Origin of the sequence: Phenylobacterium sp., from assembly GCF_036264965.1 — a bacterium.
Lineage (GTDB): Bacteria > Pseudomonadota > Alphaproteobacteria > Caulobacterales > Caulobacteraceae > Phenylobacterium.
Genome location: NZ_DATAPY010000174.1, coordinates 1 through 24,470, shown reverse-complemented (window position 1 = coordinate 24,470; position 24,470 = coordinate 1). Strand labels below are relative to the sequence as shown.

Sequence of the window (24,470 nt, the reverse complement as noted above, 5' to 3'; positions counted from 1 at the left end):
AGCCCCCCAATGAAAGCGGCCGTCATTGTCTTCCCCGGCGCCAACTGCGACCGCGACTGCAAGGTGGCCATCGAGCGATCGACCGGCGCCCACGTGGACATGGTCTGGCACGGCGACACCGAGCTGCCGAGCGGCCTGGACCTGATCGTCCTGCCGGGCGGCTTCTCCTATGGCGATTACCTGCGCTGCGGGGCCATGGCGTCCCTGTCGCCGATCATGGGCGAGGTGAAGGTCGCCGCCGAACGCGGGGTGGCCACGGTGGGCATCTGCAACGGCTTCCAGATCCTCTGCGAGGCCCGGATGCTGCCAGGCGCCCTCTTGCGCAACGAGCGCCTGAAATACGTCTGCAAGACCGTCGAGCTCGAGGTCACCAACGCCCAGACGCGGTTCACTGCCGGCTACACGGGCCGCCGTCAGGTGGCGATGACGGTCGGTAACGGCGAGGGCAATTTCTTCGCCGACGAGCCCACGCTGGACCGGATCGAGGGCGAGGGCCAGGTGGTCTTCCGCTATCTCGACAATCCCAACGGCTCGTCGCGCGGTGTGGCCGGCATCGTCAACGCCAAGGGCAATGTGCTCGGCCTTATGCCCCACCCCGACCGCGCCTTCGAGCTCGAACTCGGCTCCGCGGACGGCGCCATCCTCTTCCAGAGCGCGCTCGCGAGCGCCTAGGACCCTAGAAGACCCATGACCTTCAAGACCCTGGCGCTCAGCGCCTTCGCCGCCCTGGCGCTCGCCTCCGTTCCGGCTCTGGCCCAAACCCCGCCCGTGGGGCCCGAAATCAGCCCGGACATCCCGGCCAGGTTCGAGAAACCCACGGCTCAGAACGACTGGACCAAGCGCACGGTGATGATCCCGATGCGCGACGGGGTGAAGCTCTACACCGTCATCGTCATGAAGAAGGGGACCAAGGACGGTCCGATCCTGCTGACGCGGACGCCCTACAACGCCAAGGGCCGCGTCCAGCGCTTCGACAGCCCGCATATCACCGACGAACTGGCCCAGATGGACGAACCCTTCGTCACCGACGGCTATATCCGCGTCTATCAGGACATCCGCGGCAAGTATGGCTCGGAGGGCGACTATGTGGTCACCCGCCCGTTGATCGGGCCCCTCAACCACACCAGCGTCGACCATTCCACCGACACCTACGACACCATCGACTGGCTGGTGAAGAACGTGCCGGAGACCAATGGCCGGGTCGGCATGATCGGCTCGTCCTATGACGGCTTCACCACGCTGATGGGCCTGATCAACCCGCACCCGGCGCTGAAGGCGGCCGTGCCGCAGAGCGCCATGGTCGACGGCTGGATGGGCGACGACTTCTTCCACTACGGCGCGTTTCGCACCACCAACCTCGACTACATCACCCGCCAGATGACCGCACGCGGAGAAGGTTCTGGAATCGCGAGAGAAACCTTCGACGACTACACCAATTTCCTGCGCGCCGGGAACATCGACGGCTACGCCAAGGCCGCCGGCCTCGACCAGGTTCCCTACTACCGCAAGCTCACCGAGCACGCCGCCTACGACGCCTTCTGGAGCGAGCAGGCGCTGGACAAGGAACTGGCCCGCCAGCCGCTGAAGGTGCCCACCATGTGGGTCGGGGCGCTGTGGGACCAGGAGGATATGTGGGGGACGATCCACGCCTACCTGGCCACCGAGCCCAAGGATAAGAACAACGACATGAACTACCTGGTGCTGGGGCCCTGGCGGCACTCCGGCGTCAACTACGAACAGCGCCAGCTCAATTCCCTCAAACTGCCCGGCGACACCGCCACCGAATTCCGCATGACGGTGCTGAAGCCGTTCCTCGACGAGCACCTGAAGACCAATGGCCCCAAGGCCAACACCCCGCCAGTGTTCATCTTCCAGACCGGGACCATGCAGTGGGACCGCCTGCCCAAGTGGCCGCTGGCCTGTGAGGAGGGCTGCGCCGCCAAGATGAAGCCGCTCTACCTGCAGCCCGGGCTGGGCCTGGGCTTCAAGGCGCCGGCGGCGTCGGGCCCGGCGTTTGACGAATATGTCTCCGATCCGGCCAAGCCGGTGCCTTACGTCCGCCGCCCGGTGCGCTCCGACGACGGCGATCAGTGGCGCTACTGGCTGACCACCGACCAGCGCCATGTGGACGGCCGACCGGACGTGCTGACCTACGCCAGCGACGTGCTGACCGCCCCGATGCGGATCTCCGGCGCGCCGATCGTCAATCTGTTCGCCTCCACCAGCGGCACGGACTCCGACTGGGTGGTGAAGATCATCGACGTCTATCCGGACACAGTGCCCAGCCAGGTCGAGATGGGCGGCTACGAGCTGCCGATCGCCATGGACATCTTCCGCGGCCACTATCGCGAGAGCTTCTCGACGCCGCACGCCATCCCCGCGGGCCAGGTGGAGAAGTACCGCTTCGTCATGCCGACGGCCAACCACGTGTTCCTGCCGGGCCACCGGATCATGGTGCAGATCCAGTCGAGCTGGTTCCCGCTCTACGACCGCAACCCGCAGACGTTCACGCCCAATATTTTCTTCGCCAAGCCGGCCGACTACGTGAAAGCGACCCAGCGGATATTCCACTCAGGCGCGCAGGCGACGAACATCGAACTTCCGGTCGTCGAGATGCATTGATCCGTCTTACGGGATCAGTATGTTGCGCCCGCGCTGCATAGCGACTTGGCAACAATCCGAAATGCTGGCGCCGCGTTTCGGAAAGACGATCATGTCATACGGCGTCGCCGAGACGATAAGTTGCTGATTTCTCCCACCGACCCGCAATGGGTTGCCCTTACGAATTAGGTCCCGCGGGTGCGCACCCAGATCAAGCTTCGCCAACTGCCCCTGCTCGCGCTCGTGCTGCTGCTGTCGGCGTGCGGGGCCAAAGAGGCCAAGAAACCGCCGCGGACGCCCGAGGTCGGCTATGTGGTCCTGAAAACCCAGGACGTGCCCTTGGAGGTCGTGCTCGGCGGTCGCACCAACGCCTACGAGATTTCCGACGTCCGGCCCCAGGTGAACGGGGTGATCAAGGCTCGAAAATTCGTCGAGGGCGGCGTCGTCAAGCAGGGCCAGACGCTCTACGAGATCGATCCCAGCCTTTACCAGGCGGCTGTAGCCCAGGCCGCGGCCAACCTGCAGAACGCCGAGGCGACCCGCGACGCGGCCGTCGCCAAGGCCGCCCGCTACAAGCCGCTCGCCGCCATGGAAGCGGTCGCCAAGCAGGACTACACCGACGCCGAGGCCGCCGCGAAGCAGGCGATCGCCCAGGTCGCGCAGAACCAAGCGGCGCTCGACACCGCCAAGATCAACCTGAAATATACGACCGTGCCGGCGCCGATCACCGGCCGGATCGGTCGCTCTTTGGTGACCACCGGGGCGCTGGTGACGTCCGGGCAGACCACCGCGCTCGCCAATATCCAACGGCTCGACCCGATCTACGTCGACATCACCCAGTCGAGCGCCGACGTCGTGGCCCTGCGGCGCGCGCTATCCTCGGGCGGCGTGACACCCTCCGAGGCGACCGTCCAACTGACGCTTGAGGACGGCAGCCCCTATGCACTGCCCGGCCGCATCGAGTTCTCCGAAACCCTGGTCGACCAGACCACGGGCTCGGTGACCATCCGGGCCCGCTTCCCCAATCCGCAAGGCCTGCTGCTGCCGGGCATGTTCGTCCGCGCCAAGCTGAGCCAGGTCACCGCCCGCAACGCCATCCTCGTGCCGCAACAAGGCGTCAGCCGCGATCCGCGCGGCAATGCGACGGTCTACCTCGTGGGCGCCGACAACAAGGCGATGCTGAAGGCTGTGTCCGCCAGTCGTACGGTGGGGACGGACTGGCTGGTGGAGAGCGGCCTCGCCGCCGGAGACAAGGTGATCGTCGAGGGCCTCGACCGGGTGAAGCCAAACCAACCGATCAAACCCGTGCCGGCCGGCTCGCCGCCGCACCGCCCGCAACCCGGCTCCGGCGACAACTCCGGCGACCGGCATCGGGGCTAGCCCCAGATGATCTCGCGTATCTTCATCGATCGTCCGATCTTCGCCTGGGTGATCGCGATCGTCATCATGCTGGCGGGCCTGGGGTCCATCAGGGCGCTCTCGGTCGAGCAATATCCCGATATCGCCCCGCCGCAGGTCAATATCCGCACCACCTATCCGGGCGCCTCGGCGGAGGTGCTGGAAGCCAGCGTCACCCAGATCATCGAGCAACAGCTCACCGGCATCGACGGGCTGATCTATTTCCAGTCCACATCGGACTCGTCCGGCAACGTCAACGTCACCGTCACCTTCGTGAAAGGCACCAATCCGGACATCGCCCAGGTCCAGGTGCAGAACAAGGTGCAGCAGGCGATTCCGCGCCTGCCCCAGGAGGTCCAGCAACAGGGCTTGGTCGTTGCAAAATCCAATCCGGATTTCCTGCTGATCGCCTCGATCTACGACAAGACCGACCGGCAAAGCAGCGCCGACGTCTCCGACTACGTGGTCTCCAATCTGCAGGAACCGATCGGCCGGATCTCCGGGGTCGGCGACTTCCGCGTGTTCGGCGCCCAGTACGCGATGCGCATCTGGCTGGACCCCTACAAGCTGACGCGCGTCGGCGCCGTGCCGGGCGATGTGATCAGCGCCATCCAGGCCCAGAACACCCAGGTCGCAGCCGGCCAGATCGGGGCTTTGCCCTCCAGCAACGCCCAGATGCTGAACGCCACAGTCACGGCGCACTCGCGCCTGACCACCGCCGATCAGTTCCGCAAGATCATCATCAAGACCCAGACCGACGGGTCCAAGGTGTTGCTGGGCGACGTGGCCCGCGTCGAGCTCGGCAGCGAAAACTATTCGACGGCCAGCCGCCTGAACGGCCACCCGGCTTCGGGGATCGCCGTCAACCTGTCGCCGGGCGCCGACGCGCTGAAGACCGCCGAACTGGTGCGCGCAGCCATCACCGACAAGGCGAAATCCTTCCCGCCCGGCTACGAATACGCCTTCCCCAACGACGCCACCGCCTTCATCAAGCTGTCGGTCCGCGAGGTGGTGCAGACCCTCATCGAGGCCATCATCCTGGTGGTCGTCGTGATGTTCATCTTCCTGCAGAGCTGGCGCGCCACCCTGATCCCCGCCATCGCCGTGCCGGTCGTGCTGCTGGGCACCTTCGGAATCCTGGCGATCTTCAACTTCAGCATCAACGTGCTGACCTTGTTCGGCCTGGTGCTGTCCATCGGCCTCTTGGTCGACGACGCGATCGTGGTCGTCGAGAACGTCGAGCGGGTGATGGCCGAGGAGCCCGGAATCTCCGCGAGGGACGCCACCATCAAGTCGATGGACCAGGTGCAGACCGCCCTGATCGCCATCGCCATGGTGCTCTCGGCGGTGTTCCTGCCGATGGCCTTCTTCGGCGGCTCGGTGGGCGTGATCTATCGTCAGTTCTCGATCACCATCGTCTCGTCGATGGTGCTGTCGGTGTTCGTGGCCCTGACGCTCTCGCCGGCCCTGGCCGCGACTCTGCTGAAGCCGCCGGGCCAGGAGCACCACACCGGCAATGTGCTCGATCGCGCGCTCGCCAGGTTCGGCGGCCGCTTCAACACCTGGTTCAACGACATGGCCGACCGCTATCGGCGCGGCGTCGCCTGGGTGATCAGCAAGATCAGCCTGGCGATGATCGTCTACGCGGTTTTCGTCGCGCTTCTGGTGGTCGTGTTCCTGCGCCTGCCCACCAGCTTCCTGCCGGTCGAGGACCAGGGCACCGCCCAGCTGCAGTTCACCCTGCCGCCCGGCGCCACCATGCCGCGCACCTTGGCGGCGGTTGAGCAGGTCGAGCACTACTTCCTGACCCAGGAGAAGGCCGACACCACTGCCGTCTACGCCGTGCTCGGTCAGAGCAATCAGGGCTCCGGCCAGAACGCCGGCCGCGGCTTCATCTCCTTCGCGCCCTGGGAGGACCGCACGGGCAAGGAGCACACCGCCGCGGCGATCACCGCGCGCGCCACCAAGGCCATGGCCGGGCAGCTCCGCGACGCCCAGTTCTTCGCGCTCAACCCGCCGCCGGTCCGCGGCCTCGGCCAATCCAGCGGCTTCACCATGGAGCTGCTGAACTCCGGCGGGCTCAGCCGCCAGCAGTTCAAAGCCGAGATGAACCAGCTGCTGAGCGAGGCGCGCAACGATCCGGTGCTGACCGGGGTGCGCCAGAACTCGCTCGACGACAATCCGACGCTCAACGTCAACATCGACGAGGAGAAGGTCGGCGCGCTCGGGATCGCGCAGGCCCAGGTCGACCAGACGCTGACCGTCGCCTGGGGCGGCGACTACGTGGACGACTTCGTGGACCGTGGCCGGGTGAAGCGGGTCTTCGTGCAGGCCGACCAGCAGTACCGCAGCCGGCCGGAAGACCTCGCCGCCTGGTACGTCCGCTCAGCCAATGGCTCGATGGCGCCCTTCTCAGCCTTCGCGCAGATCGGTTGGGCGCAGGCGCCGAACACGCTGGGCCGCTTCAACGGCGTCTCCAACTACGAGATTCAGGGCGACGCCGCGGAGGGCAGAAGCTCCGGCGAGGCCATGGACCACATCACTGCCATCGCCGCCAAGCTGCCCGGCACCTCCGTAGCCTGGAGCGGGCTTTCCTATCAGGAGCGGCTGTCCGGCGGTCAGGCGCCGATCCTTTACGCCGTCTCGCTGCTAGTGGTGTTCCTCTGCCTGGCCGCGCTCTACGAGAGCTGGTCGGTGCCGTTCTCGGTCATGCTGGTGATGCCGCTGGGCCTGCTGGGCGCGGCCTTGGCGGTGGCCGGCCGCGGCCTCACCGATGACGTTTATTTCCAGGTGGGCCTGCTCACCACCATGGGCCTGTCGGCCAAGAACGCGATCCTGATCGTCGAATTCGCGGAGGCCGCCGAGCGTCAAGGCGCCAGCCCATATGATGCGGCGCTGGAGGCCGCGCGGCTTCGCCTGCGCCCGATCCTGATGACCAGCATGGCCTTTATCTTCGGGGTCTTCCCCCTGGCCATCGCCACCGGCGCCGGCGCCCAGAGCCGGATCGCCATCGGCACCGCGGTGATTGGCGGGATGCTGACGGCCACAGTGCTGGCGATCTTCTATGTGCCGATGTTCTTCGTCCTGGTCCGCCGCGTCTTCCACAAGCGCCACGCGCCACAGGCCGACGCCAAGGGCGGCGAGACCCCGCAGGAGACTCCGGCATGAGGAAGCTCCTCGCCGTCCTGCTGAGCGGTTCGGTCCTCGCCGGCTGCACCCTGGAGCCGCGCTATGTGCGCCCGACACCGGCCGTGCCGCAGGCCTGGCCCGTGGGTGAGGCCTATCCGACGACTCAAGCCCCGCCCCTGCCCTCGGTCAGCTATCGCGACGTCTTCAAGGACCCGCACCTGCAGGCGATCATCGTGCGCGCCATCGCCGACAACCAGGACCTGCAGGTCGCCATGGCCAATGTGGTCATCGCCCGCGCCCAGTATCGCGTGCAGCGCGCCGAGCTGCTGCCGCGCATTGAGGCCACGGGCGGCGCGACCGAAGCGCACGGCAAGGCGCAGGTGATCGGCCCCGGCGGCGCGGTGACGACCCCGCGCGAGACGACCCGCAGCTATCAGGCTGACGTCGGCTTCAGCGCCTTCGAACTCGACCTTTTCGGCCGCATCCGCTCGCTGACCCACGCCGCCCAGGCCCAGTACTTCGCCAGCGAGGCGGGCGTTCATCAGGCGCGACTGACCCTGGTCGCCGAGGTGGCTGACGCCTACCTGACGCTCGCCACCGACCGCAGCCTGTTGGCCATCGCCAGGGACACCGTCACCAGCGCCCAGAAGACCGTCGACCTGACCCAGGCGCGGCTCTCAGGCGGCATCGCCCCGCGCACCGACCTGCGCCAGGCCCAGACCGTCCTGGAGCAGGCCAACTCCGACGTCGCCAACCTGACCACCATCGTGGCCCAGGACCGCAATGCGCTGGAGCTGCTGGTCGGCGCTCGGGTGGCCGAGGCCGACCTGCCGGCCTCCATCGAAAGCGTGGACAGCTTCCTCGCCGAGGTGCCGGCGGGCCTAGACTCCCGCATCCTGCTGCGCCGGCCCGACGTGGTCCAGGCCGAGTACCAGCTGCGCGCCGCCAACGCCCAGATCGGAGCCGCCCGCGCCAACTTCTTCCCGACCATCGACCTGACCGCCCTGGCCGGCGTCGCCAGTCCGGCGCTCGGTCAGCTGTTCAACGGCAAGAACTTCAACTGGACGGTCTCCGGCTCCGCCGCCCAGACGATCTTCGCCGGGGGGGCCAATATCGCCAACCTGTCCCTCGCCAAGGGCCAGCGGCAGCTCGCCGTGGCCCAGTACCAGCTGGCGATCCAGACGGCGTTCCGCGAGGTCTCCGACGGCCTGGCCCGCCGCGGCACGATCACCGCCCAGCTCACCGCCCAGAACAACCTGGTGAGCGATTCCGCCGACGAGCTGGCGCTATTCACCGCGCGCTATCAGGAAGGGATCGACCCCTTCCTGAACACCCTGCTGGCCCAGCGCACCCTCTACGCGGCCCGCCAGACCCTGGCCTCGACGCGCCTGACCCGCGCCGACAACCTGGTGACCCTCTACCGGACCCTGGGCGGCGACGAGTTGATCGACACCAAGCCCGCGCCGAAGCTCACCCTGCCGCGCTGATCCGTCCCGGCGAAGGCGGGACGGGGCATGCTTGCCGCGCCGCGCGCGGGGACTAAGGTGCCTCCCAACGAACAGGGAGATACGGCTATGGCGGACTTCGGCGCCGATATCGAGCTAGAGGACTTCCGCGCGGAGGCTGCGGCCTGGCTGAAGGCGGCCTTCCCCATCGCGCTGGCCGGCAAGGGCCAAATGGCCATGTCCGAGCGCCCGTCGGCTCCCGCCGACCTCGTCGCCTGGCGTAAGGCGATCGGCGAGAAAGGCTGGGCCACGCCCACCTGGCCCACCCAGTACGGCGGCGGCGGCCTCTCGCCCGCCCAGACCCGCGTCCTGGCGCAGGAAATGGCCAAGATCGGCGCCTTCAACCCCCTGCTCTTCGGCATGGGCGTCACTATGATCGGCCCGACCATCCTCGACTACGGGACCGAGGCTCAGAAGGCCCAGCACATCCCGCCGATCGTCCGCGGCGACGTGCAGTGGTGCGTCGGCTACTCCGAACCTAACGCCGGCTCCGACCTCGCTTCCCTGCAGACCAAGGCCGTCGATACGGGCGACCACTGGGTCATCAACGGCCAAAAGACGTGGACGAGCGGCGCCCAGTATTCCGACTGGTGCGGCCTGCTGACCCGCACCGACCCGGCCGCCAGGAAGCACGACGGTATCTCCTTCATGCTGGTCGACATGCATCAGCCGGCCATCGAGACACGGCCGATTGCGCTGATTGCCGGCGCCTCGCCCTTCTGCGAGACCTTCTTCACCGACGCCGTCGCCCCCAAGGACGCGCTGCTCGGCCAGCTGAACGTGGGCTGGACGGTCGGCAAACGCCTGCTGCAACACGAGCGGGCCAGCCAGACCGGCGCCATCGGCGGCGGCCGTCAGGCGCCGCTGAACCAGATCGCCAAACGCTATGTCGAGGTCGACGCTGACGGCCGCATCGCCGACCCGGATCTCAGGACCCGCCTCGTGCGTCACGAAATGGACGCCAGGACGCACGCCCTGACGCTGGCGCGCGTGATGGCCGAATCCAAGGAGGCCAACGGCGCCACCAACGGCGCCTCGGTGCTGAAGAACTCAGCCACCCACGTCGCCCAGACCCGCGCCGAGCTGACGTTGGAGATCATGGGCGCGCAGGGCCTTGGCTGGGACGGCGCGGATTTCAGCCGCGAGGAGATCGAGACGGTGCGCGGCTGGCTGTCCGGCAAGGCGATGTCGATCTACGGCGGCTCGGCCGAGATTCAGAACAACATCATCTCCAAGCGCATCCTGGGCCTGCCGGACACCACGCAGTCAAGCTGAGCCGGACACAAGAAAGGCCGCCCTTGCGGGCGGCCTCTGCCGCTTCCATTGAACCGCGCAGGACCGGAATCCTGGGAAGCGCCGCGGGGCCCCTTGCCCCGGCGCCAGGAAACCCAACGCCGTTGCCAACATTGCTCACCCAAGGCGCCGGTCCGCGCAAGGGCCCACACGTCGCAGGCGAAATGTTGCCCGCCCGCTGTGCTCGCCGCGACACGCCCCGAAATGGCCCCATTGGGACCCAGGCGCGGACACATGAGGCCCGTCTATGGGGGATGTCGGCTGATCGGCATCCGGTCGGATCCTGAACAGCCCCCCCAGCCCCCTGATTGGGCGCAGGTCGGCCGACGCCTTTCCCTCATCGCAAGACGACGCGGCATCGCACGCCCAAGCGCGATCTTGCGGCCTGCCCCTATCGCACTCGGCCCCGAGTCCGGCTAGAAGCCCGCCATGAGCGCCGAGCCTTCCAAGACCATGGCCGAGACGGCCGCCGAGTTCGGCCTCAGCGCCGCTGAATACGGCGTCATCGTCCAGCGCCTGAACCGCGAACCCAACCACGTCGAGCTAGGCGTCTTCTCGGTGATGTGGTCCGAGCACTGCTCCTACAAATCCAGCAAGAAGCACCTAGGCAAGTTCCCCACCACCGGCCCTAAGGTGATCTGTGGCCCTGGCGAGAACGCCGGCGTCATCGACATAGGCGACGGCCACGCCTGCATCTTCAAGATGGAGAGCCACAACCACCCCTCGTTCATCGAGCCCTACCAGGGCGCGGCGACCGGCGTCGGCGGCATCATGCGCGACGTCTTCACCATGGGCGCGCGGCCGATCGCGCTCCTGAACGCCCTGCGGTTCGGCGATCCCAGCCATCCGAAGACCAAGCGCCTGGTGGCTGGCGTGGTCAGCGGAATCGGCGGCTATGGCAACTGCGTGGGCGTGCCCACAGTGGCCGGCGAGACCAATTTCCACCACGGCTACGACGGCAACATCCTGGTCAACGCCATGTGCGTGGGCCTGGCCGACGCCGACAAGATCTTCTACTCGGCCGCGCCGGCGGCCGGCCTGCCGGTGGTCTATTTCGGCTCCAAGACCGGCCGCGACGGCATCCATGGCGCCACCATGGCCTCGGCCGAGTTCGATGACGCCTCGGACGAAAAGCGCCCCACCGTGCAGGTTGGCGACCCCTTCGCCGAGAAGCTGCTGATCGAAGCGACACTCGAGCTGATGGCCTCCGGCGCCGTCGCCGCCATCCAGGACATGGGCGCGGCCGGCCTCACCTCCTCTTCGGTCGAGATGGCCGGCAAAGGCGGCGTCGGCGTTGAACTCGACCTCGACCGGGTGCCCCAGCGCGAGGAGGGCATGAGCGCCTATGAGATGATGCTCTCGGAGAGCCAGGAGCGCATGCTGGCGATCTTGAAGCCCGGCCGCGAACACGACGGCGAACGCATCTTCGCCAAATGGGGCCTGGACGCCGCCACCATCGGCCACACCACCGACACCGGTCGCCTGGTCCTGAGGCACAAGGGCGAGACGGTCTGCGACGTGCCGCTGGCGCCGTTGTTCGACGACGCCCCGCTCTACGATCGCCCCTGGACCGCGCCGAAGCTGCAGCCGCGCCTCGCCGCCGCCGACGTGCCCGCGCCTAAGAACTACGCCGCCGCCGTCCTGAAGCTGATGAGCGCGCCGGACATGGCCTCCAAGCGCTGGCTCTGGGAGCAGTATGACCGCCACGTGATGGCCGACACGCTGGAAGACTCCTCGACCGGCGCCGACGCCGGCATCGTGCGCGTCCACGGCACGAGGAAGGCGCTGGCCGTGACTTCCGACGTCACCCCGCGCTACGTCCAGGCCGACGCCTACGAGGGCGGCAAGCAGGCCGTGGCCGAGGCTTGGCGCAACCTCACGTCCGTGGGCGCCGAGCCCATCGCCATCACCGACAACCTGAACTTTGGCAATCCCGAGCGTCCCGAGATCATGGGCCAGATCGTGCGCGCCATCGAAGGCATGGCCGAGGCCTGCCGCGCCCTCGACTTCCCCGTCGTGAGCGGCAACGTCAGCCTCTACAACGAGACCAACGGCGCGGCCATTCCGCCGACCCCCACGGTCGGCGCCGTCGGTCTGATCGCCGACTACGCGCATCGGGCGGATTTCAGCTCGATGAAGTCCGGCGACACCTTGGTGCTGATCGGCAAGACCGTCGGCGAACTCGGCGCCTCGATGTACCTGCGCGAGGTCCTTGGCCGCGAGGACGGCGCCCCGCCGCCTGTCGATCTGGCGGTCGAGCGTCGCAACGGCGACTTCGTGCGCAACCTCATCCAATGCGGCCAAGTCTCTGCGGTGCATGACCTTTCCGATGGCGGCCTGATCGCCGCCCTGGCCGAGATGGCGCTGGCGTCGAAGGTCGGCGCCCAGCTGCTGGCCGACGCCGATGCGCCGGACCACGCCTGGCTGTTCGGCGAGGACCAGGCCCGCTATCTGGTCGCCACGACCGGCGCGTCGGCCCTGCTTGCCGCCGCCGAGGCCGGCGGCGTCCCGGCCCGCGTCGTGGGCGAAGCCGGTGGCGACGACCTGGCCTGTCCCGGCCTCTTCAGCCTCAGCCTGGAAGCCTTGCGCGGCGCCCACGAAGGCTGGATGCCGGGATATATGGGCGCCTGATGGCCAACCGCTCCGCCGACGCCGCCCTGATCGGCCAGCCCGGCTCCCGCGCGCTCATCCCCACCCCCGCCGCGGTCCTCGACCTCGACGCCTTCGAGCGCAACATCGCCAAGATGGCCGCCCGCGCCAAGGCCGCCGGCCTGGCGCTCCGTCCGCATTCGAAGTCCCACAAGACCTCCGCCATCGCGCACCGGCAGATCGAGGCCGGCGCGGTCGGGATCTGCTGCGCCAAGCTCGCCGAGGCCGAGGCTATGGTGGCCGCCGGGGTGCCCGCGATCCTGGTCACCTCGCCCATCGCGGGCGCGGTCCAGGCGCAGCGCGCCGCGGCCCTGGCCCAGGCGGTCGCCGATTTCCGCATCGTCGTCGATCACCCGGACGGCGCCGCCGAGCTGGGCGCGGCGGCGCAGGGCCCCATCCAGGTGCTGATCGACGTCGATCCCGGCATGGGCCGCACCGGCGTCCACGACGCCGCCCAGGCCGTCGAGGTGTTCCGCGCCATCGCCGCTCAGCCGAACCTCAAACTGCTCGGCGTGCAGTGCTACGGCGGCCACTGGCAGCATATAGCGGGGGCCAATGCGCGGGCCGCCGCCGTCGCCGACGGCATGGCCTATCTCTCCGGCGTCATCGCCGCCTTGCGCGAGGCCGGAGCTGCGATCGGCGTGGTCACCGGCGGCGGCACCGGCTCCTTCGCCGCCGACGCCGCCCAGGGCGTGCTCACCGAGGTGCAGCCCGGCTCATATCCGTTCATGGACCGCGACTACCGCGAGGCCCTGCAGGACGATCCCGACGGCGCCTTCGAACAGAGCCTGGTCATCGCGACCACCGTCATCACCGCCAATCATCCGGATTGGGTCACGGTGGACGGCGGGCTGAAGGCCTTTTCCACCGACGGCCCCTTGCCGGTCGCCCTGACGTCGAAGTTCGCGGACTGCGCCTATCGCTACTTCGGCGACGAGCATGGACGCCTGGCCCGGCCGCCCTTGAGCCAAGATGGGGGCCAGCCGGTGGCCCGCGGCGAGCGGGTCGACTTCGCGCCGGGCCACATCGACCCGACGCTCGATCGCTACGACGTCATCCACATGGTCCGCAGCGACGTCCTGGTGGAGATCGCTCCCGTCGAAGCGCGCGGCGCCTCGCAGTAAGGGCCGCGACGCCTAGCTGATCCCGTCGGGGACGCCGTTGGTGGTCGGCGGCGGCGCGCAGGACCCGGCGCGGGCCTGGACGACGTAGAACAGGGCGCGGCTGGCGGCGAAGGCGTTGTGTTCGGCCAGCGGCGTGGTCGGCTGGCCGGTGGTGATGCTGTTGGCCTCGACGTCCGAACCCGGCTGGCTGAGCGCCTGCTGGTTCCAGCGCGAGAGCTGCGGGGCGCAAGCGGACATGGCCGCCTCGGCCACCGCCCCGGCGGCGTCGTGCGCGCCGGCGAGGCTGTAGGCCCAGCGTTTGACACACTCCTCGACCGGCGCGGCGCCTTCTGCGCCCGGCGCGATCGGCGCGGCCTTGGCCTGTTTGAAGTCGGCGCAGACCTTCGGATTGGCGGCCATCTCGTGGCGTTGCTCGCAAGCCCCGAGGCTCAGGGCGGCAAGCGTCAGCGCGGCGGCTGCGGCGTAGCTTTTCATCGGTTAGCGGCTGTAGGCCGGCGCCGGCGGCACGATCGCGTTGCCGTACCGGTCGTAGTAGATCTTCTGGGCCGGCTCGCCGCCCCGCTCGGCGACATATCGCGAACGGTCCGAGCGATAGGCGGTGCGGCGAGAAGACCCGCAGCCGCCCTTGGCGATCTCGTGGCCGACCACCGCGCCGCCCAGGCCGCCGATGATCGCGCCGCCGCCACCCTTGGAAATCGAGTTGCCGATCAGCGCGCCGCCGACGCCGCCGAGCAGGGTGCCTGTGTTCTTGCGCGCCTGACACGAGGCGTTCGCGTCGGTCGGCCCGGCGGCCAGGGGCAGTGAAATAACTGCCGCGAGGGCGGTCAGGGCGAAGATATTGCGCATCGTCAGGTTCCGATTCTGTGATCTCTCGCATAGCGTAACGCGTGAGACCGCATCGGGATGCGAACATAGCCATCGCAGGTCGCGTCTCGCCCGCGATCAGGCGGCGAAGCTCCGCCTAGTTCTCCACCGGCGTCTGGGTGCTGGCGAGTTCAATGTGCAGGTGCGGGCCCTGGCGGCCATGGGCGCCTTCCGCCGCGACCTTGGCGAAGGGCGCGCCCGCGCGCTTCAACTTGGCGGCGGCCGCGGCGGGCGACAGCTTGGCGACCACCGCGTCATAGGCGCCCGGGGCGTCCGGATCGCCGACCGAGTGGCGCGAGATGCGGCCGGCCGGCACGGTTCCGGCGCCGGCCCGGCGCAGGGCGTTCTCCTGGGCGACGGTGCGATAGCCGCTGGTCTGGCGCCAGCGCCCCGCGCCGAACACCTGGTCCATCATGGTCTTGAAGTCGTCCGACGGCGCGGGCGGCGGCGCTTCGGGTTCATGCCGGCGGTGGCGGCCGGGGTTGGCTTTCTCGGCCTCGTCATCGGCGCTGACCACCGCGATCGTAGCCTCCGCCGGCACAGCCGGCGGAGCATGGCGCACGGCCAGGACCGGGCTCGCCAAAGCCAGGACCGCGCCCGCCAGGATCGATGTCGACGCCAACCTCATGGCTCGACCTTACGAAAAATTGGCTTCCAGAGCGTTGATTGGCGGAGAGGTTCTGCGAGGCTACCCCACCGCGCGCTTCAGCAGCTCCAGGGCCGCCGCGGCAAAGGCCATCATATTGGCCGCCCGGTCGCTCTCGCCGGTCTCGAGGGTCACGGCCATCTCCACCGGCCCGGAAATGGCGATGCAGGTGTGGCCCGCCGCGTCGCCATAGCCGTTGCCGGTCGGGCCCGCGGCGCCGGTTTCGGAAAGCCCCCAGGTGGCGCCGAACCGTTCGCGGGCGGTGCGGGCCAGCAGCAGCGCATAGGGCTCGCTGGCGGAGCGCATGCCGGCCACCGCCTCGCGCGGCAGATCCATCAGCACCATCCGCGCCTTGCCGGTGTAGACCACCGCCCCGCCCAAATAGTATTTCGAGGCGCCCGGCACGCCGAGCAGGGCCGCCGAGATCAGGCCGCCGGAGGAACTCTCCGCCACCGCCACGGTCTGGCGCTCGGCCTTCAGCCGCTCGCCGAGCTCAGCCGCCAGCGCGTCAAGTTGCTCCACGGCAATCTCCTTTTTCTTGGCGAGCCGCCCCATCGGCGCCCATGATGCCCGCCAATTAGAACACTCAAGCATTTTCCCGGGAGGATATTTCATGGACGCCCAATCGCAGTGGACGGGCCTCGACGCCGGACGCCTGGAGCGCATCGGCGAGCATCTGGAGCGCAACTACATCGGCAATGGCAAGATCGCCGGCTGCCAGGTCAGCGTCGCGCGCCACGGCCACCTGGCCTACTTCAAGTCCTTCGGCCAGATGGACCGGGAGCGCGCCAAGCCCACCACCGACGACACCATCTATCGCATCTATTCCATGACCAAGCCGATCACCTCGGTGGCGCTGATGACCTTGTATGAAAAGGGCTATTTCCAGCTCAACGACCCGGTCAGCCGCTATGTCCCCTCCTGGAAGGACCACCGCGTCTGGGTCTCCGGCGAAGGCGCGGACATGAAGACCGAGGCGCCGGCGCGGCCGGTGAGCTTCCGCGACGTGCTCTCCCACCAGGCCGGCCTGACCTATGGCGGCGGCCTGCCTGGGGTCGGCATCCAGCACCCCATCGACCGCATCTACCGCGAGCTGAAGGTCCGCAACCGCGGCGGCGAGGACAGCATGGTCCAATTCATGGACAAGCTCGGCCAGGTGCCGCTGCGCTACCAGCCGGGCACGGCCTGGATGTACTCGCTCGCCACCGACGTCTGCGGCGCCTTGGTGGAGATCATCTCCGGCAAGCCCTTCGCGCAGTACCTGCAGGAGGAGATCTTCGAGCCCCTGGGCATGAAGGACACCAGCTTCTTCGTGGCGCCCGACAAGGTCGACCGCTTCGCCGCCAACTATCAGCGCGGGCCCGACAAGATGCTGAAGCTGATCGATGACCCGACGACCAGCGACTTCACCCAGGACCCGGCCTTCAAGTCCGGCGGCGGCGGCCTCACCGGCACGTCCGCCGACTACCTGCGCTTCTGCGAGATGCTGCGTCGGGGTGGCGAGCTGGACGGCGCGCGGATCCTGGGCCCTCGGACGATCGAGGTCATGCACATGAACCACCTGGCGGGCGGCAAGGACCTGACCCAGGTGGCGCTGGGGACGTTCTCGGAGACCGCCAACGAGGGCGTGGGCTTCGGCCTGGGCTTCGCCACGACGCTCGGCCAGGTGCAGACCGGAACGCTCGGGGTCGGCGACTACTATTGGGGCGGCGCCGCCTCGACCATCTTCTGGGTCGATCCGAAGGAGGACCTCTCGGTGGTCTTCATGACCCAGCTGATGCCGTCGGGCACCTTCAACTTCCGCGGCCAGCTGAAGAGCATCATCTATTCGGCGATCATCGACTGAGCACAGGCAGCTTGCGCCGGCGCCGAAGGCGCCGTCGTGATCGACCACCAAGACACCAAGGGCTCCAAGAGATCGTTGCAAGCCGCGCGGTTTCGCGTCCAACTTGGTGGCCTTGGTGTCTTGGTGGTTCTTCAGACGATCGCCAGCTGCGCTGGCCACGCCTTACCCCGTGTCAGCGGCTTGGGGGGCTCGGTTGGCGGGGCCATCCGCGCTCGACACCACCGGCGTCGAGGCGGTGAACCTGAGCTCGCCGGAGAGGCCCATATCGGCGGCGATGCGGCGGGCCAGGACTTCCACGGGGGTGTCCGCGAAGCCGGGCGTCTCGGCCGCCCATTCCAGGCGGGTGTTGAGGTCGTCGAACAGCACCTCGTATTCGTCGGAATCGCCCTCGGCCTCGTTCCAGACATGAACAAAAGAAGAACACAAAGCAAGGCCGAAAGTCAAGTTTCTAGCGCCGTCGGCCTCGCTTTCGAGCGAACGGCAAGGACCTCTGTCGACCCTCAGCCGAAGTTCGGAACGTCCGGTTCGGGGACCAAGACCAATGCCGGCTTACGGCCGTCGCCGGACTGTTCGGCGGCTGGTTAGCCGACAACCTCCGACGCCTGCCGCGACATGGCGGCCGCCCCGGCTTCCCCATCCAGATACACGCTGGTCAGCCAGTTGCGGAAGGCCTGCATCGCGGGGGAAAGCGTGCGGGACTTGACCCATGTCAGCCAATAGCCACCGACGTCGGCGTCGATCGGGAAGGGTCGCACGAGTTGGCCTCCGTCAAGCTCGCGCCGAAACAGGCCGTATGGGGCGAGCGCGACACCTTCGCCCCGGATCGCTGCCTGGACCATGATCAGCGATGAGTCGAACATCGGGCCGCGCAAGTTCACCACCTCCAATCCCGCCGACTTGAACCAGGCGAGCCAGTCCTGCGGCCTGTAGGAACGCAGCAGCGGCAGGCGCAGCAGGTCCGCCGGTTCGCGAAGCTGTTCCGCCACCTGCGGAGCGCAGAGTGGCGACATGGGCGCTTCGCAGATCAATTCGGCCTCGCAGCCGTGCCAGGCCCCGTCGCCGAAACGGATCGCATAGTCCAATCCCTCGGCGACCACGTCGACTTTGTTGTTGTTGGTCAAGATGCGCAGATCGACGAGGGGATGGGCGGCGCGGAAGGCGGGCAGGCGCTCAAGCAGCGCGCCGACGACGAAGGTGCCCACGGCGCTGACTGTGAGAACCTCGCGCACCCCGCCGGCATCAAACTGCTCGAATAGCTGGTCGATGGCGCCGAAGGCCTCAAACAGAGTGGGCGCAAGCCCCAGGCCCTCGTCGGTCAGCGTCAGCCCTCGGTTGGAGCGGCGGAACAGGGGCATGCCGAGCCTCTGTTCGAGGCCCTTCACCTGATGGCTGATCGCTGTCTGGGTTACGCACAGCTCATCGGCCGCGCGGGTGAACGACAGGTGGCGCGCGGCGGCCTCGAAGGCCCGCAACGCATTCAGGGGGATCGTGGCGCGCATTGGCTCAGCCCCAACTTTTCCTCATGCTTTGGCTGCGTTCTTATCCTTTGCCGCGCGGGACTGAAACAGTTGACCGTCAGCCCCAGCTCATCCTGGGAGGGCGCACATGAGTGAATTTGAGGAACGACGCCGTTCGCGCCGGGCAGGTCACCGCGAGCTGTTGGCCGCTTGTCTGATCGCGTTCACCAGCTCCGCCGCTGCAACTGCGCCTGCCGCGCCTGCCGCGCCTGCCGCGCCTGCCGCCGTCTGGCAGCCCTCGCCCGGGCATGTCCAGACGCCAATCTGGCCCGGAACGCCGCCGGACGCGGTCCCCGATCCGATGCCGGAGTCGGGGGCGTCCACCCACGTCAGCCGGCCGACGATGACCGTCTACGCGCCCAAGGGCCACAACACCGGTGTGGCCGTCGTGGTGTTTCCCGGCGGCGGCTACCAGGTTCTCGCCATGGACTTGGAAGGCACTGAGATCTGCGACTGGCTGACCTCGCGCGGCATGACCTGCGTGCTGCTGAAATACCGGGTGCCCAACTCCGGTCCCACCCTTGTCGACGGCCATCGCTATTACCCGAAGGTCCAGACGGCGCTGCAGGACGCGCAGCGCACGCTGGGGCTGGTTCGCCAGCATGCCGCGCAGTGGCATGTCGATCCGCACAAGGTCGGCGTGATCGGCTTTTCGGCCGGCGGCCACCTCGTGGCCGCCGTCAGCACGCACTTCGGGCAGCGGGCCTATCGGCCGGTCGACGCCGCCGACGCGCTGAGCTGCCGGCCGGACTTCGCCATCGCCGTCTATCCCGGCCACCTGTGGGCGCACGAGGATGAGAGCCGCGCGACCCGCAACCCGGAGGACCTGAGCCTTCGTCCGGACGTCCGCGTTCGCGCCGACACGCCGCCGACCTTTCTGCTGCAGGCCCAGAATGATGACGTGGACAGCGTCGAGCAGTCGCTCGCCTACTACGTTGCCCTGCAAAAGGGCGGCGTCCCCACGGAATTGCACCTCTACGCCAAGGGCGGCCATGCGTTCGGCCTGCGTGCGACCAACCTGCCGATCGGCCGCTGGCCGCAGCTGGTGGAGCAGTGGCTGCACACGATCGGCATACTCGACCGAGGGCCCGAGCGATGACGAAGCGTCCGCGGATCGCAGTCATTTTGGATGAAAACACGAGCGGAGATGGCCGCCGCTACGAGGCCTCTAAGGCCTATTTTCAGGCCATCCGAGATGCCGGCGGCCTGCCCTTCGGCATTCCCTATTTTCCTGAGATCGTTGAGTCCGTGCTGGTGGAGTTCGACGCCGTGCTCTCGTGTGGCGGGCGGTTCGCCTATCCCGAGAGCTGGTATCTTCCCGGGCGCAGGTCGAAGGCGCCGCCTAGCGAGCGTTTCGAGGTGGAGCGGGCCATTGTCACCGGGTGTATCGAGCGCCGAAAGCCGATCCTTGGCATCTGCGCCGGCATGCAGATGATCGCCTGCCTGAACGGATCGCGGCTGACGCCTGATTTGCGAGCCGACAATCCCGACGCGCTGGACCATGACAGCCCGAACACGTTGCACTGGGTCACACTTGCAGGCGGCTCACGCCTACGGACGGTCGTAGGCGCACCCTCCTTCCTTGTGAACAGCTTCCATCGTGAGGCGATTGTCGAGCTTGGCGGCGGCGTCCAAGCCGCTGCCTACGCGAGCGACGGCGTCATTGAGGCGATCGAAGTGCCCGACCATCCCTTCGCTATCGGGCTCCAGTGGCACCAAGAGCTTCTGTCGGGGGAGGAACATCCTGGCGACGCAATCTTCCGCGGCCTTGTAAGCGCCTGTTGAGGTCCGCATCACACCCCTCGCGGATGCTGCGCGGGTCCGCTCTCGGGCGCGGCGCCTAAGACCGTTTTCACCCAATGCAGACGCCCTGGATTGCTCGGGGTCCGTTTTTTTGGCGGCTAGGTCGCGAGCGATATCAGCGACCGCGCGAAACCGTGCCAGAGCGGGGTGTCGCTGAGCGGGTTCCTTAGCACCAGCACCGAGAGCGCAAAGCCGCCCGCCCACCAATAGGCCGGATGCACTTTGCCGAGCACGCGCCAATCCCGAACCATCCCGACAACAATGAAAAGCAGGCCGATCAACGCGGGCGGCAGCACGCCCAGTACGGGCGGCGGCGGGCCATTGAAGCCCGCGAGCCCCACGGTTCCGTGGAACGGCGGCGGGTGTCCGCCCATGACGAGGTAGACGATGAACGGACGCGCGATCGGAGCCTCCAGGATGACCGCCGTGGCGGCCAGCATCAGGCGCTTGTGCCACTCCGGACGACGGATGTTGAGGATGGCCGCGATCACCAGCACCGAGAACGAAAGCAGCGCCGACAGCGGCACGACGATGAAGGCTTCACCGGCCGCGCCGGCGTTCAAGCCGATGGCTCGGGTGGCGGAGTTGATCGCCGCCAGCACGCCGAAGATCACCATGGCGGTCGCCAACGACACGCCGATCATGCCGACGTCGCGATGGCGCGCGACATTGCCGGACCCAACCAGCCAGACCTGATAGACCACGAACAGCGTCCAGCCGAAGAACAGCATGCCGTGGATCGCGAGCACGCCGATCCGCTCCGGCAGGCCCTGCGCCATCGGGGCCCAGTAGGTTGGGACAAAACCAAGGAACGCCGTGGCGGCCATCGCCACCGCCATCCAGAGATAGAACTGTGTCCGCCGCGCCACCGCCGCGCCGGGCGCCGGGCCCGAGATTGTTTCCGCCACCATCCCATTTCCCCCTTTGTTTGCGCGTCCCCCGCGCTAGCCCAGGCGCGCCCGCAGGGCCGCGCCCAAGGCAGCTTGGCTGCGGAGCGCGCTGGAATGCAACAGGCAAGAACGCCGTTAGGCGACGAAACCTAGCCCGGACTCGAGGCCAGTGGCCCCCAATGGCGTTCAGCGCCTCCGCTCAGACGCACACCCCTGCGACGGCCGAGTCCCCCGCAGCGGCCCCTATGGGAGGTCCATTTGCGCAGCGCAGAGGCAAGGCGCGCATTCGATCGTAAGCGGAAGTCGGTGGCTGGCTGTGGATAGCGTTCTAGCGGTAGTCCCAGGCCGACCTTTGCCTCCAACGCCGCTGTGCGTAGGAGCCAGCCCGGCCGAGTCGGCTGTGCGAAGGGTCCCGAGCTCCGCCGCTCGGGACCCCATGCTTCTTCGATGCTTCTTCAGGGCTTGCGGCTACGCCCGCCCTGCTCCGTCAGCGTTCTTCGGGAGGCGGATAGTCCCTTTCGTGGGGCCGATAGTCGCTCCGCGGCGCCCGCGTCGAGGCCGCGCCGATCACGGCGCCGCCACCACCGCCCCAGGCGGCGCCGACCGCGGCGCCCGGGCCGCAGCCGATCGGAATCGTCACGAGGCATCCGATGAGGGCGCCCAAGCCCGCGCCGCCCGCACCACCCTTCAGGGTGTTTGCGGCGACCCGATCGCCGTAGTGACTATCCTGAGCTAAAGCGGGGCCCGTCATTAGAGCAAGCGCCGCAATACCGGTTAATAGCTTCCGGATCATGATAGGTCTCCTTGAGTTGTGTTGCAGGCATTTGGCCAGCAACGACCATGTAACGCCGCCCGTGAAGTGTCGTTCCGACCATAAAATATTATGATCGCCCACGCTTGTTCTTACAGCAACGCCTCAAGGACGCCACCAGATCACTTTCCTAGTCTTCTCTCCCGAATTCTCTAACCTCCCCCAGCGACGAGGGCGCAGCTCCTCCTAGTGCGTCGGAGCGAAGTCTTGGCGTCGGTTGATCCCAAGGCTCAGACCCGTCAGGTGGGCAGCTCGGTGTCCGCTACCCCCCAAAGCGGACGCTCGCTTTCGGCCGCTCGCTCCACCCCGCGCCAGCCTGCTGACATGAAGCTGTCAGCAGGCCCTCGCTAAGCCTGTCCTGCAAACTGAGGGCAGGACCATGAACGCCATCGCGATCGTCAAGGACGGCCGGCACGACTTCGATTTCTTCTACGGCCAGTGGGCGGTGCAGCATCGCCTGCTGAAGCGCCGCGGCGCGCATTGCGAGGAGTGGCTGGAGTTCTTCGGCACGGCCCAGTGCCGGGGCCTGATGGGCGGGCTGTGCAACGTCGAGGAGAACGACATGCCGGCGCGGCGCAGCCAGGGCGTGGCCTTCCGCAGCTTCGACATCGCGCGCCGCACCTGGTCGATCCACTGGGTCAGCAGCACCGATGGCCTGGTGGGCGAGCCGGTCTATGGCCGTTTCGAGGGTGGCGACGGCCGCTTCTACGGCGTCGACCTGGACGATGGGCGCCCAGTGAAAGTGGCCTTCCATTGGAGCCACGGCGACGGGCGTTCGGCGCGCTGGTCGCAGGCGTTTTCCTACGACGAAGGGCGCACGTGGGAGATAAACTGGATCATGGATTTCAGCCGCGTGGGGAGTTGAGCCCTGGACGCCAACCTCCTCTCACTCGCCTCGCTGTTCGCGGTCAGCGTGGCGACCTGCGTCGTACCGGGGCCGAACAATTTCATGCTGATGCGGTTCGGCATGAAGCATGGCCGCGCCGTGGCCGAAGCCTCGGGGCTCGGCACGACCTTAAGCTGCGTGGTGTGGTGCGCATTGGCCGCCGTGGGCCTCGCCGCCCTGCTAGCCGCCGCGCCGTGGCTCTACAAGATCCTGCGGTTGGGCGGCGGGCTCTACCTGCTCTACTTCGCCTGGAGGCTCTGGAGCACGCCGATCCAGGCCGCCGACGGGGCGGACAGCCCGGCGCCGGCGCTCAGCTGGCGGAGCGCCTTCTGGCAGGGGTTCGCGATCAATATGACCAACCCCAAGTCGGTGCTCTATTTCGCCAGCATCTTCTCGGCCTACGTCGGGCCGCACACACCGGTCTGGGTGCGGGTCAGCGCGGTCGCCATCTGCATCGTCACCTGCCAGGCCTGGCAGACGGCCATGGCCTGGATGTTCTCCACCCGCCGCGCGGCCGGGGCCTATGCGCGGGCCCAGCGGCCGTTGGACCGGGCGGCCGGGATGCTGATGGGCGCCTTCGGCGTCAGCCTGCTCTGGGTCTTCGATTGAGCTTCGCGGACGGCGGCGCTAAGCCAGCGCCATGCCCATCGCCCAAACCCAACTCGAGACCATCCTGCGCGAAGGTTTTCCCGACGCCGAGATCCAGATCGAGGACCTTGCGGGCGACGGGGACCACTACAAGGCCAGGATCGTCTCGACCGCCTTCGCTGGCCTGCCCCGCGTGCGCCAGCACCAGCTGGTCTACGCCGCGCTCAAGGGCAAGATGGGCGGCGAACTCCATGCCCTGGCGCTGGAGACCTCCGCTCCGGCTTGACCCGGGGCCGCCGGCTCCCTAGCTCTTGCAAGACGAATTTGCGCCGAAGGGCCTTTTCCATGACCGACACTGCCACCGCCAATCCCGTCCACGCCTTCATCGCCAAGACCGTGGAGGAGCATCCCGTGGTGCTGTTCATGAAGGGCGCGCCGGAACAGCCGCAGTGCGGCTTCTCCGCCCAGGTCGTGCAGATCCTCGACCACCTGGGCGCCGACTTCGTGGGCGTCGACGTCCTGCAGAGCAATCCCCTGCGTGACGGCATCAAGACCTTCTCCGACTGGCCGACCATCCCGCAGCTCTATGTGGCGGGCGAGTTCGTCGGCGGCGCGGACATCGTGCGCGAGATGTTCCAGTCGGGCGAACTGAAGCCATTGCTGATCGAAAAGGGCGTGCTGGCGGCTTAGTCTTCGCCAAGCCGAGCCTTCCGCTACAAAGACTTCCTTAGCAGCCGCTGATGGATAACGGGCCCAATGCGGGCCCTCTCTCCAGACACGCGCATACGCCTCGCGCTGGCGTGCTTCGCCTTCGCGACGGCCTATGCGCTGTCAGCCGCCCGGATCGGCCACGGCGCGCCCGACTTTTACGTCTTCTGGACCGCCGCGCAGCACTGGCAGGCGCCGTACAATCCGGCGAT

23 protein-coding genes are annotated in these 24,470 nt (G+C 67.8%); 15 read left to right on the top strand and 8 right to left on the bottom strand.

Translation table 11 applies throughout. The features are described from left to right. The first annotated feature begins 9 nt into the window (after nt 1-9). The 8 genes from purQ to VHS75_RS22765 all read left to right on the top strand — a co-directional run bounded on the left by purQ (nt 10) and on the right by VHS75_RS22765 (nt 13,699). On the top strand, nt 10-672 hold the full coding sequence (gene purQ / locus VHS75_RS22800) for a phosphoribosylformylglycinamidine synthase subunit PurQ (RefSeq protein ID WP_329640926.1): 663 nt from the start codon (nt 10-12) through the stop codon (nt 670-672). A 15-nt stretch (nt 673-687) separates the two neighbouring features. Beyond that, nucleotides 688-2,622 (top strand): CocE/NonD family hydrolase, encoded by a 1,935-nt coding sequence (locus VHS75_RS22795; protein WP_329640925.1) that lies wholly within the window; start codon nt 688-690, stop codon nt 2,620-2,622. Nucleotides 2,623-2,799: 177 nt separating this feature from the next. After that, the gene (locus tag VHS75_RS22790; RefSeq protein ID WP_329640924.1) at nt 2,800-3,981 is read left to right on the top strand and encodes an efflux RND transporter periplasmic adaptor subunit; all 1,182 of its coding nucleotides are present in this window, start codon (nt 2,800-2,802) and stop codon (nt 3,979-3,981) included. Nucleotides 3,982-3,987: 6 nt separating this feature from the next. After that, nucleotides 3,988-7,167, top strand: coding sequence for an efflux RND transporter permease subunit (locus VHS75_RS22785; protein ID WP_329640923.1), 3,180 nt, complete (start codon nt 3,988-3,990; stop codon nt 7,165-7,167). After that, entirely contained in the window at nt 7,164-8,615 is a 1,452-nt protein-coding gene (locus VHS75_RS22780; RefSeq protein ID WP_329640922.1) for an efflux transporter outer membrane subunit, read from the top strand. The genes VHS75_RS22785 and VHS75_RS22780 overlap by 4 nt, the downstream gene beginning before the upstream one ends. A gap of 87 nt (nt 8,616-8,702) precedes the next feature. Next, a complete protein-coding gene (locus VHS75_RS22775; protein WP_329640921.1) occupies nt 8,703-9,908 on the top strand; it encodes an acyl-CoA dehydrogenase family protein in 1,206 nt (401 codons plus the stop codon). Nucleotides 9,909-10,355: 447 nt separating this feature from the next. Then, complete coding sequence (gene purL, locus VHS75_RS22770; protein ID WP_329640920.1) at nt 10,356-12,557, top strand: phosphoribosylformylglycinamidine synthase subunit PurL; 2,202 nt, start codon at nt 10,356-10,358, stop codon at nt 12,555-12,557. Then, nucleotides 12,557-13,699 (top strand): alanine racemase, encoded by a 1,143-nt coding sequence (locus tag VHS75_RS22765; RefSeq protein WP_329640919.1) that lies wholly within the window; start codon nt 12,557-12,559, stop codon nt 13,697-13,699. Before purL ends, VHS75_RS22765 begins: the two co-directional genes overlap by 1 nt. 12 nt (nt 13,700-13,711) lie before the next feature. On the opposite strand, the gene VHS75_RS22760 is transcribed toward VHS75_RS22765, so the two are convergent. The 4 genes from VHS75_RS22760 to VHS75_RS22745 form a co-directional block, all read right to left on the bottom strand. After that, nucleotides 13,712-14,173 (bottom strand): hypothetical protein, encoded by a 462-nt coding sequence (locus VHS75_RS22760; protein WP_329640918.1) that lies wholly within the window; start codon nt 14,171-14,173, stop codon nt 13,712-13,714. Nucleotides 14,174-14,176: 3 nt separating this feature from the next. After that, nucleotides 14,177-14,545 carry a hypothetical protein gene (locus tag VHS75_RS22755; protein ID WP_329640917.1) on the bottom strand — a complete coding sequence of 123 codons (369 nt, stop codon included), beginning with the start codon at nt 14,543-14,545 and terminating at the stop codon, nt 14,177-14,179. A gap of 115 nt (nt 14,546-14,660) precedes the next feature. Next, nucleotides 14,661-15,191: a hypothetical protein gene (locus VHS75_RS22750; protein WP_329640916.1), complete on the bottom strand. Its 531-nt coding sequence runs from the start codon at nt 15,189-15,191 to the stop codon at nt 14,661-14,663. A gap of 60 nt (nt 15,192-15,251) precedes the next feature. Beyond that, nucleotides 15,252-15,731, bottom strand: coding sequence for a CinA family protein (locus VHS75_RS22745; RefSeq protein ID WP_329640915.1), 480 nt, complete (start codon nt 15,729-15,731; stop codon nt 15,252-15,254). Nucleotides 15,732-15,822: 91 nt separating this feature from the next. Here VHS75_RS22745 and VHS75_RS22740 point away from each other — a divergent pair, with 91 nt between their 5' ends. Further along, nucleotides 15,823-17,055, top strand: a complete 1,233-nt coding sequence (locus VHS75_RS22740; RefSeq protein WP_329640914.1) for a serine hydrolase domain-containing protein — start codon at nt 15,823-15,825, stop codon at nt 17,053-17,055. Between the two features lie 162 nt (nt 17,056-17,217). Here the strand turns inward: VHS75_RS22740 and VHS75_RS22735 are convergent, their stop codons facing one another. Then, nucleotides 17,218-17,481: a hypothetical protein gene (locus VHS75_RS22735; protein WP_329640913.1), complete on the bottom strand. Its 264-nt coding sequence runs from the start codon at nt 17,479-17,481 to the stop codon at nt 17,218-17,220. Between the two features lie 155 nt (nt 17,482-17,636). Continuing rightward, nucleotides 17,637-18,554 (bottom strand): LysR family transcriptional regulator, encoded by a 918-nt coding sequence (locus VHS75_RS22730; protein WP_329640912.1) that lies wholly within the window; start codon nt 18,552-18,554, stop codon nt 17,637-17,639. Nucleotides 18,555-18,660: 106 nt separating this feature from the next. On the opposite strand from VHS75_RS22730, the gene VHS75_RS22725 reads away from it, so the two are divergent. Both VHS75_RS22725 and VHS75_RS22720 read left to right on the top strand, forming a co-directional pair. Further along, a complete protein-coding gene (locus VHS75_RS22725) occupies nt 18,661-19,671 on the top strand; it encodes an alpha/beta hydrolase (RefSeq protein WP_329640911.1) in 1,011 nt (336 codons plus the stop codon). Beyond that, nucleotides 19,668-20,357: a gamma-glutamyl-gamma-aminobutyrate hydrolase family protein gene (locus VHS75_RS22720; protein ID WP_329640910.1), complete on the top strand. Its 690-nt coding sequence runs from the start codon at nt 19,668-19,670 to the stop codon at nt 20,355-20,357. The genes VHS75_RS22725 and VHS75_RS22720 overlap by 4 nt, the downstream gene beginning before the upstream one ends. 116 nt (nt 20,358-20,473) lie before the next feature. Here VHS75_RS22720 and VHS75_RS22715 read toward each other — a convergent pair whose 3' ends face one another. Next, entirely contained in the window at nt 20,474-21,202 is a 729-nt protein-coding gene (locus tag VHS75_RS22715) for a hypothetical protein (RefSeq protein WP_329640909.1), read from the bottom strand. A gap of 550 nt (nt 21,203-21,752) precedes the next feature. Beyond that, nucleotides 21,753-22,058: a hypothetical protein gene (locus tag VHS75_RS22710; protein ID WP_329640908.1), complete on the bottom strand. Its 306-nt coding sequence runs from the start codon at nt 22,056-22,058 to the stop codon at nt 21,753-21,755. Nucleotides 22,059-22,455: 397 nt separating this feature from the next. Here VHS75_RS22710 and VHS75_RS22705 point away from each other — a divergent pair, with 397 nt between their 5' ends. The 4 genes from VHS75_RS22705 to grxD are packed head-to-tail and all read left to right on the top strand — an operon-like array spanning nt 22,456 to nt 24,240. After that, nucleotides 22,456-22,941 (top strand): DUF1579 domain-containing protein, encoded by a 486-nt coding sequence (locus tag VHS75_RS22705; protein ID WP_329640907.1) that lies wholly within the window; start codon nt 22,456-22,458, stop codon nt 22,939-22,941. A gap of 48 nt (nt 22,942-22,989) precedes the next feature. After that, the gene (locus VHS75_RS22700; RefSeq protein WP_329640906.1) at nt 22,990-23,571 is read left to right on the top strand and encodes a LysE family translocator; all 582 of its coding nucleotides are present in this window, start codon (nt 22,990-22,992) and stop codon (nt 23,569-23,571) included. 31 nt (nt 23,572-23,602) lie between these two features. After that, a complete protein-coding gene (locus VHS75_RS22695) occupies nt 23,603-23,836 on the top strand; it encodes a BolA family transcriptional regulator (RefSeq protein ID WP_329640905.1) in 234 nt (77 codons plus the stop codon). Nucleotides 23,837-23,895: 59 nt separating this feature from the next. Continuing rightward, nucleotides 23,896-24,240 (top strand): Grx4 family monothiol glutaredoxin, encoded by a 345-nt coding sequence (grxD, locus tag VHS75_RS22690; RefSeq protein WP_329640904.1) that lies wholly within the window; start codon nt 23,896-23,898, stop codon nt 24,238-24,240. Nucleotides 24,241-24,470: the final 230 nt, after the last annotated feature.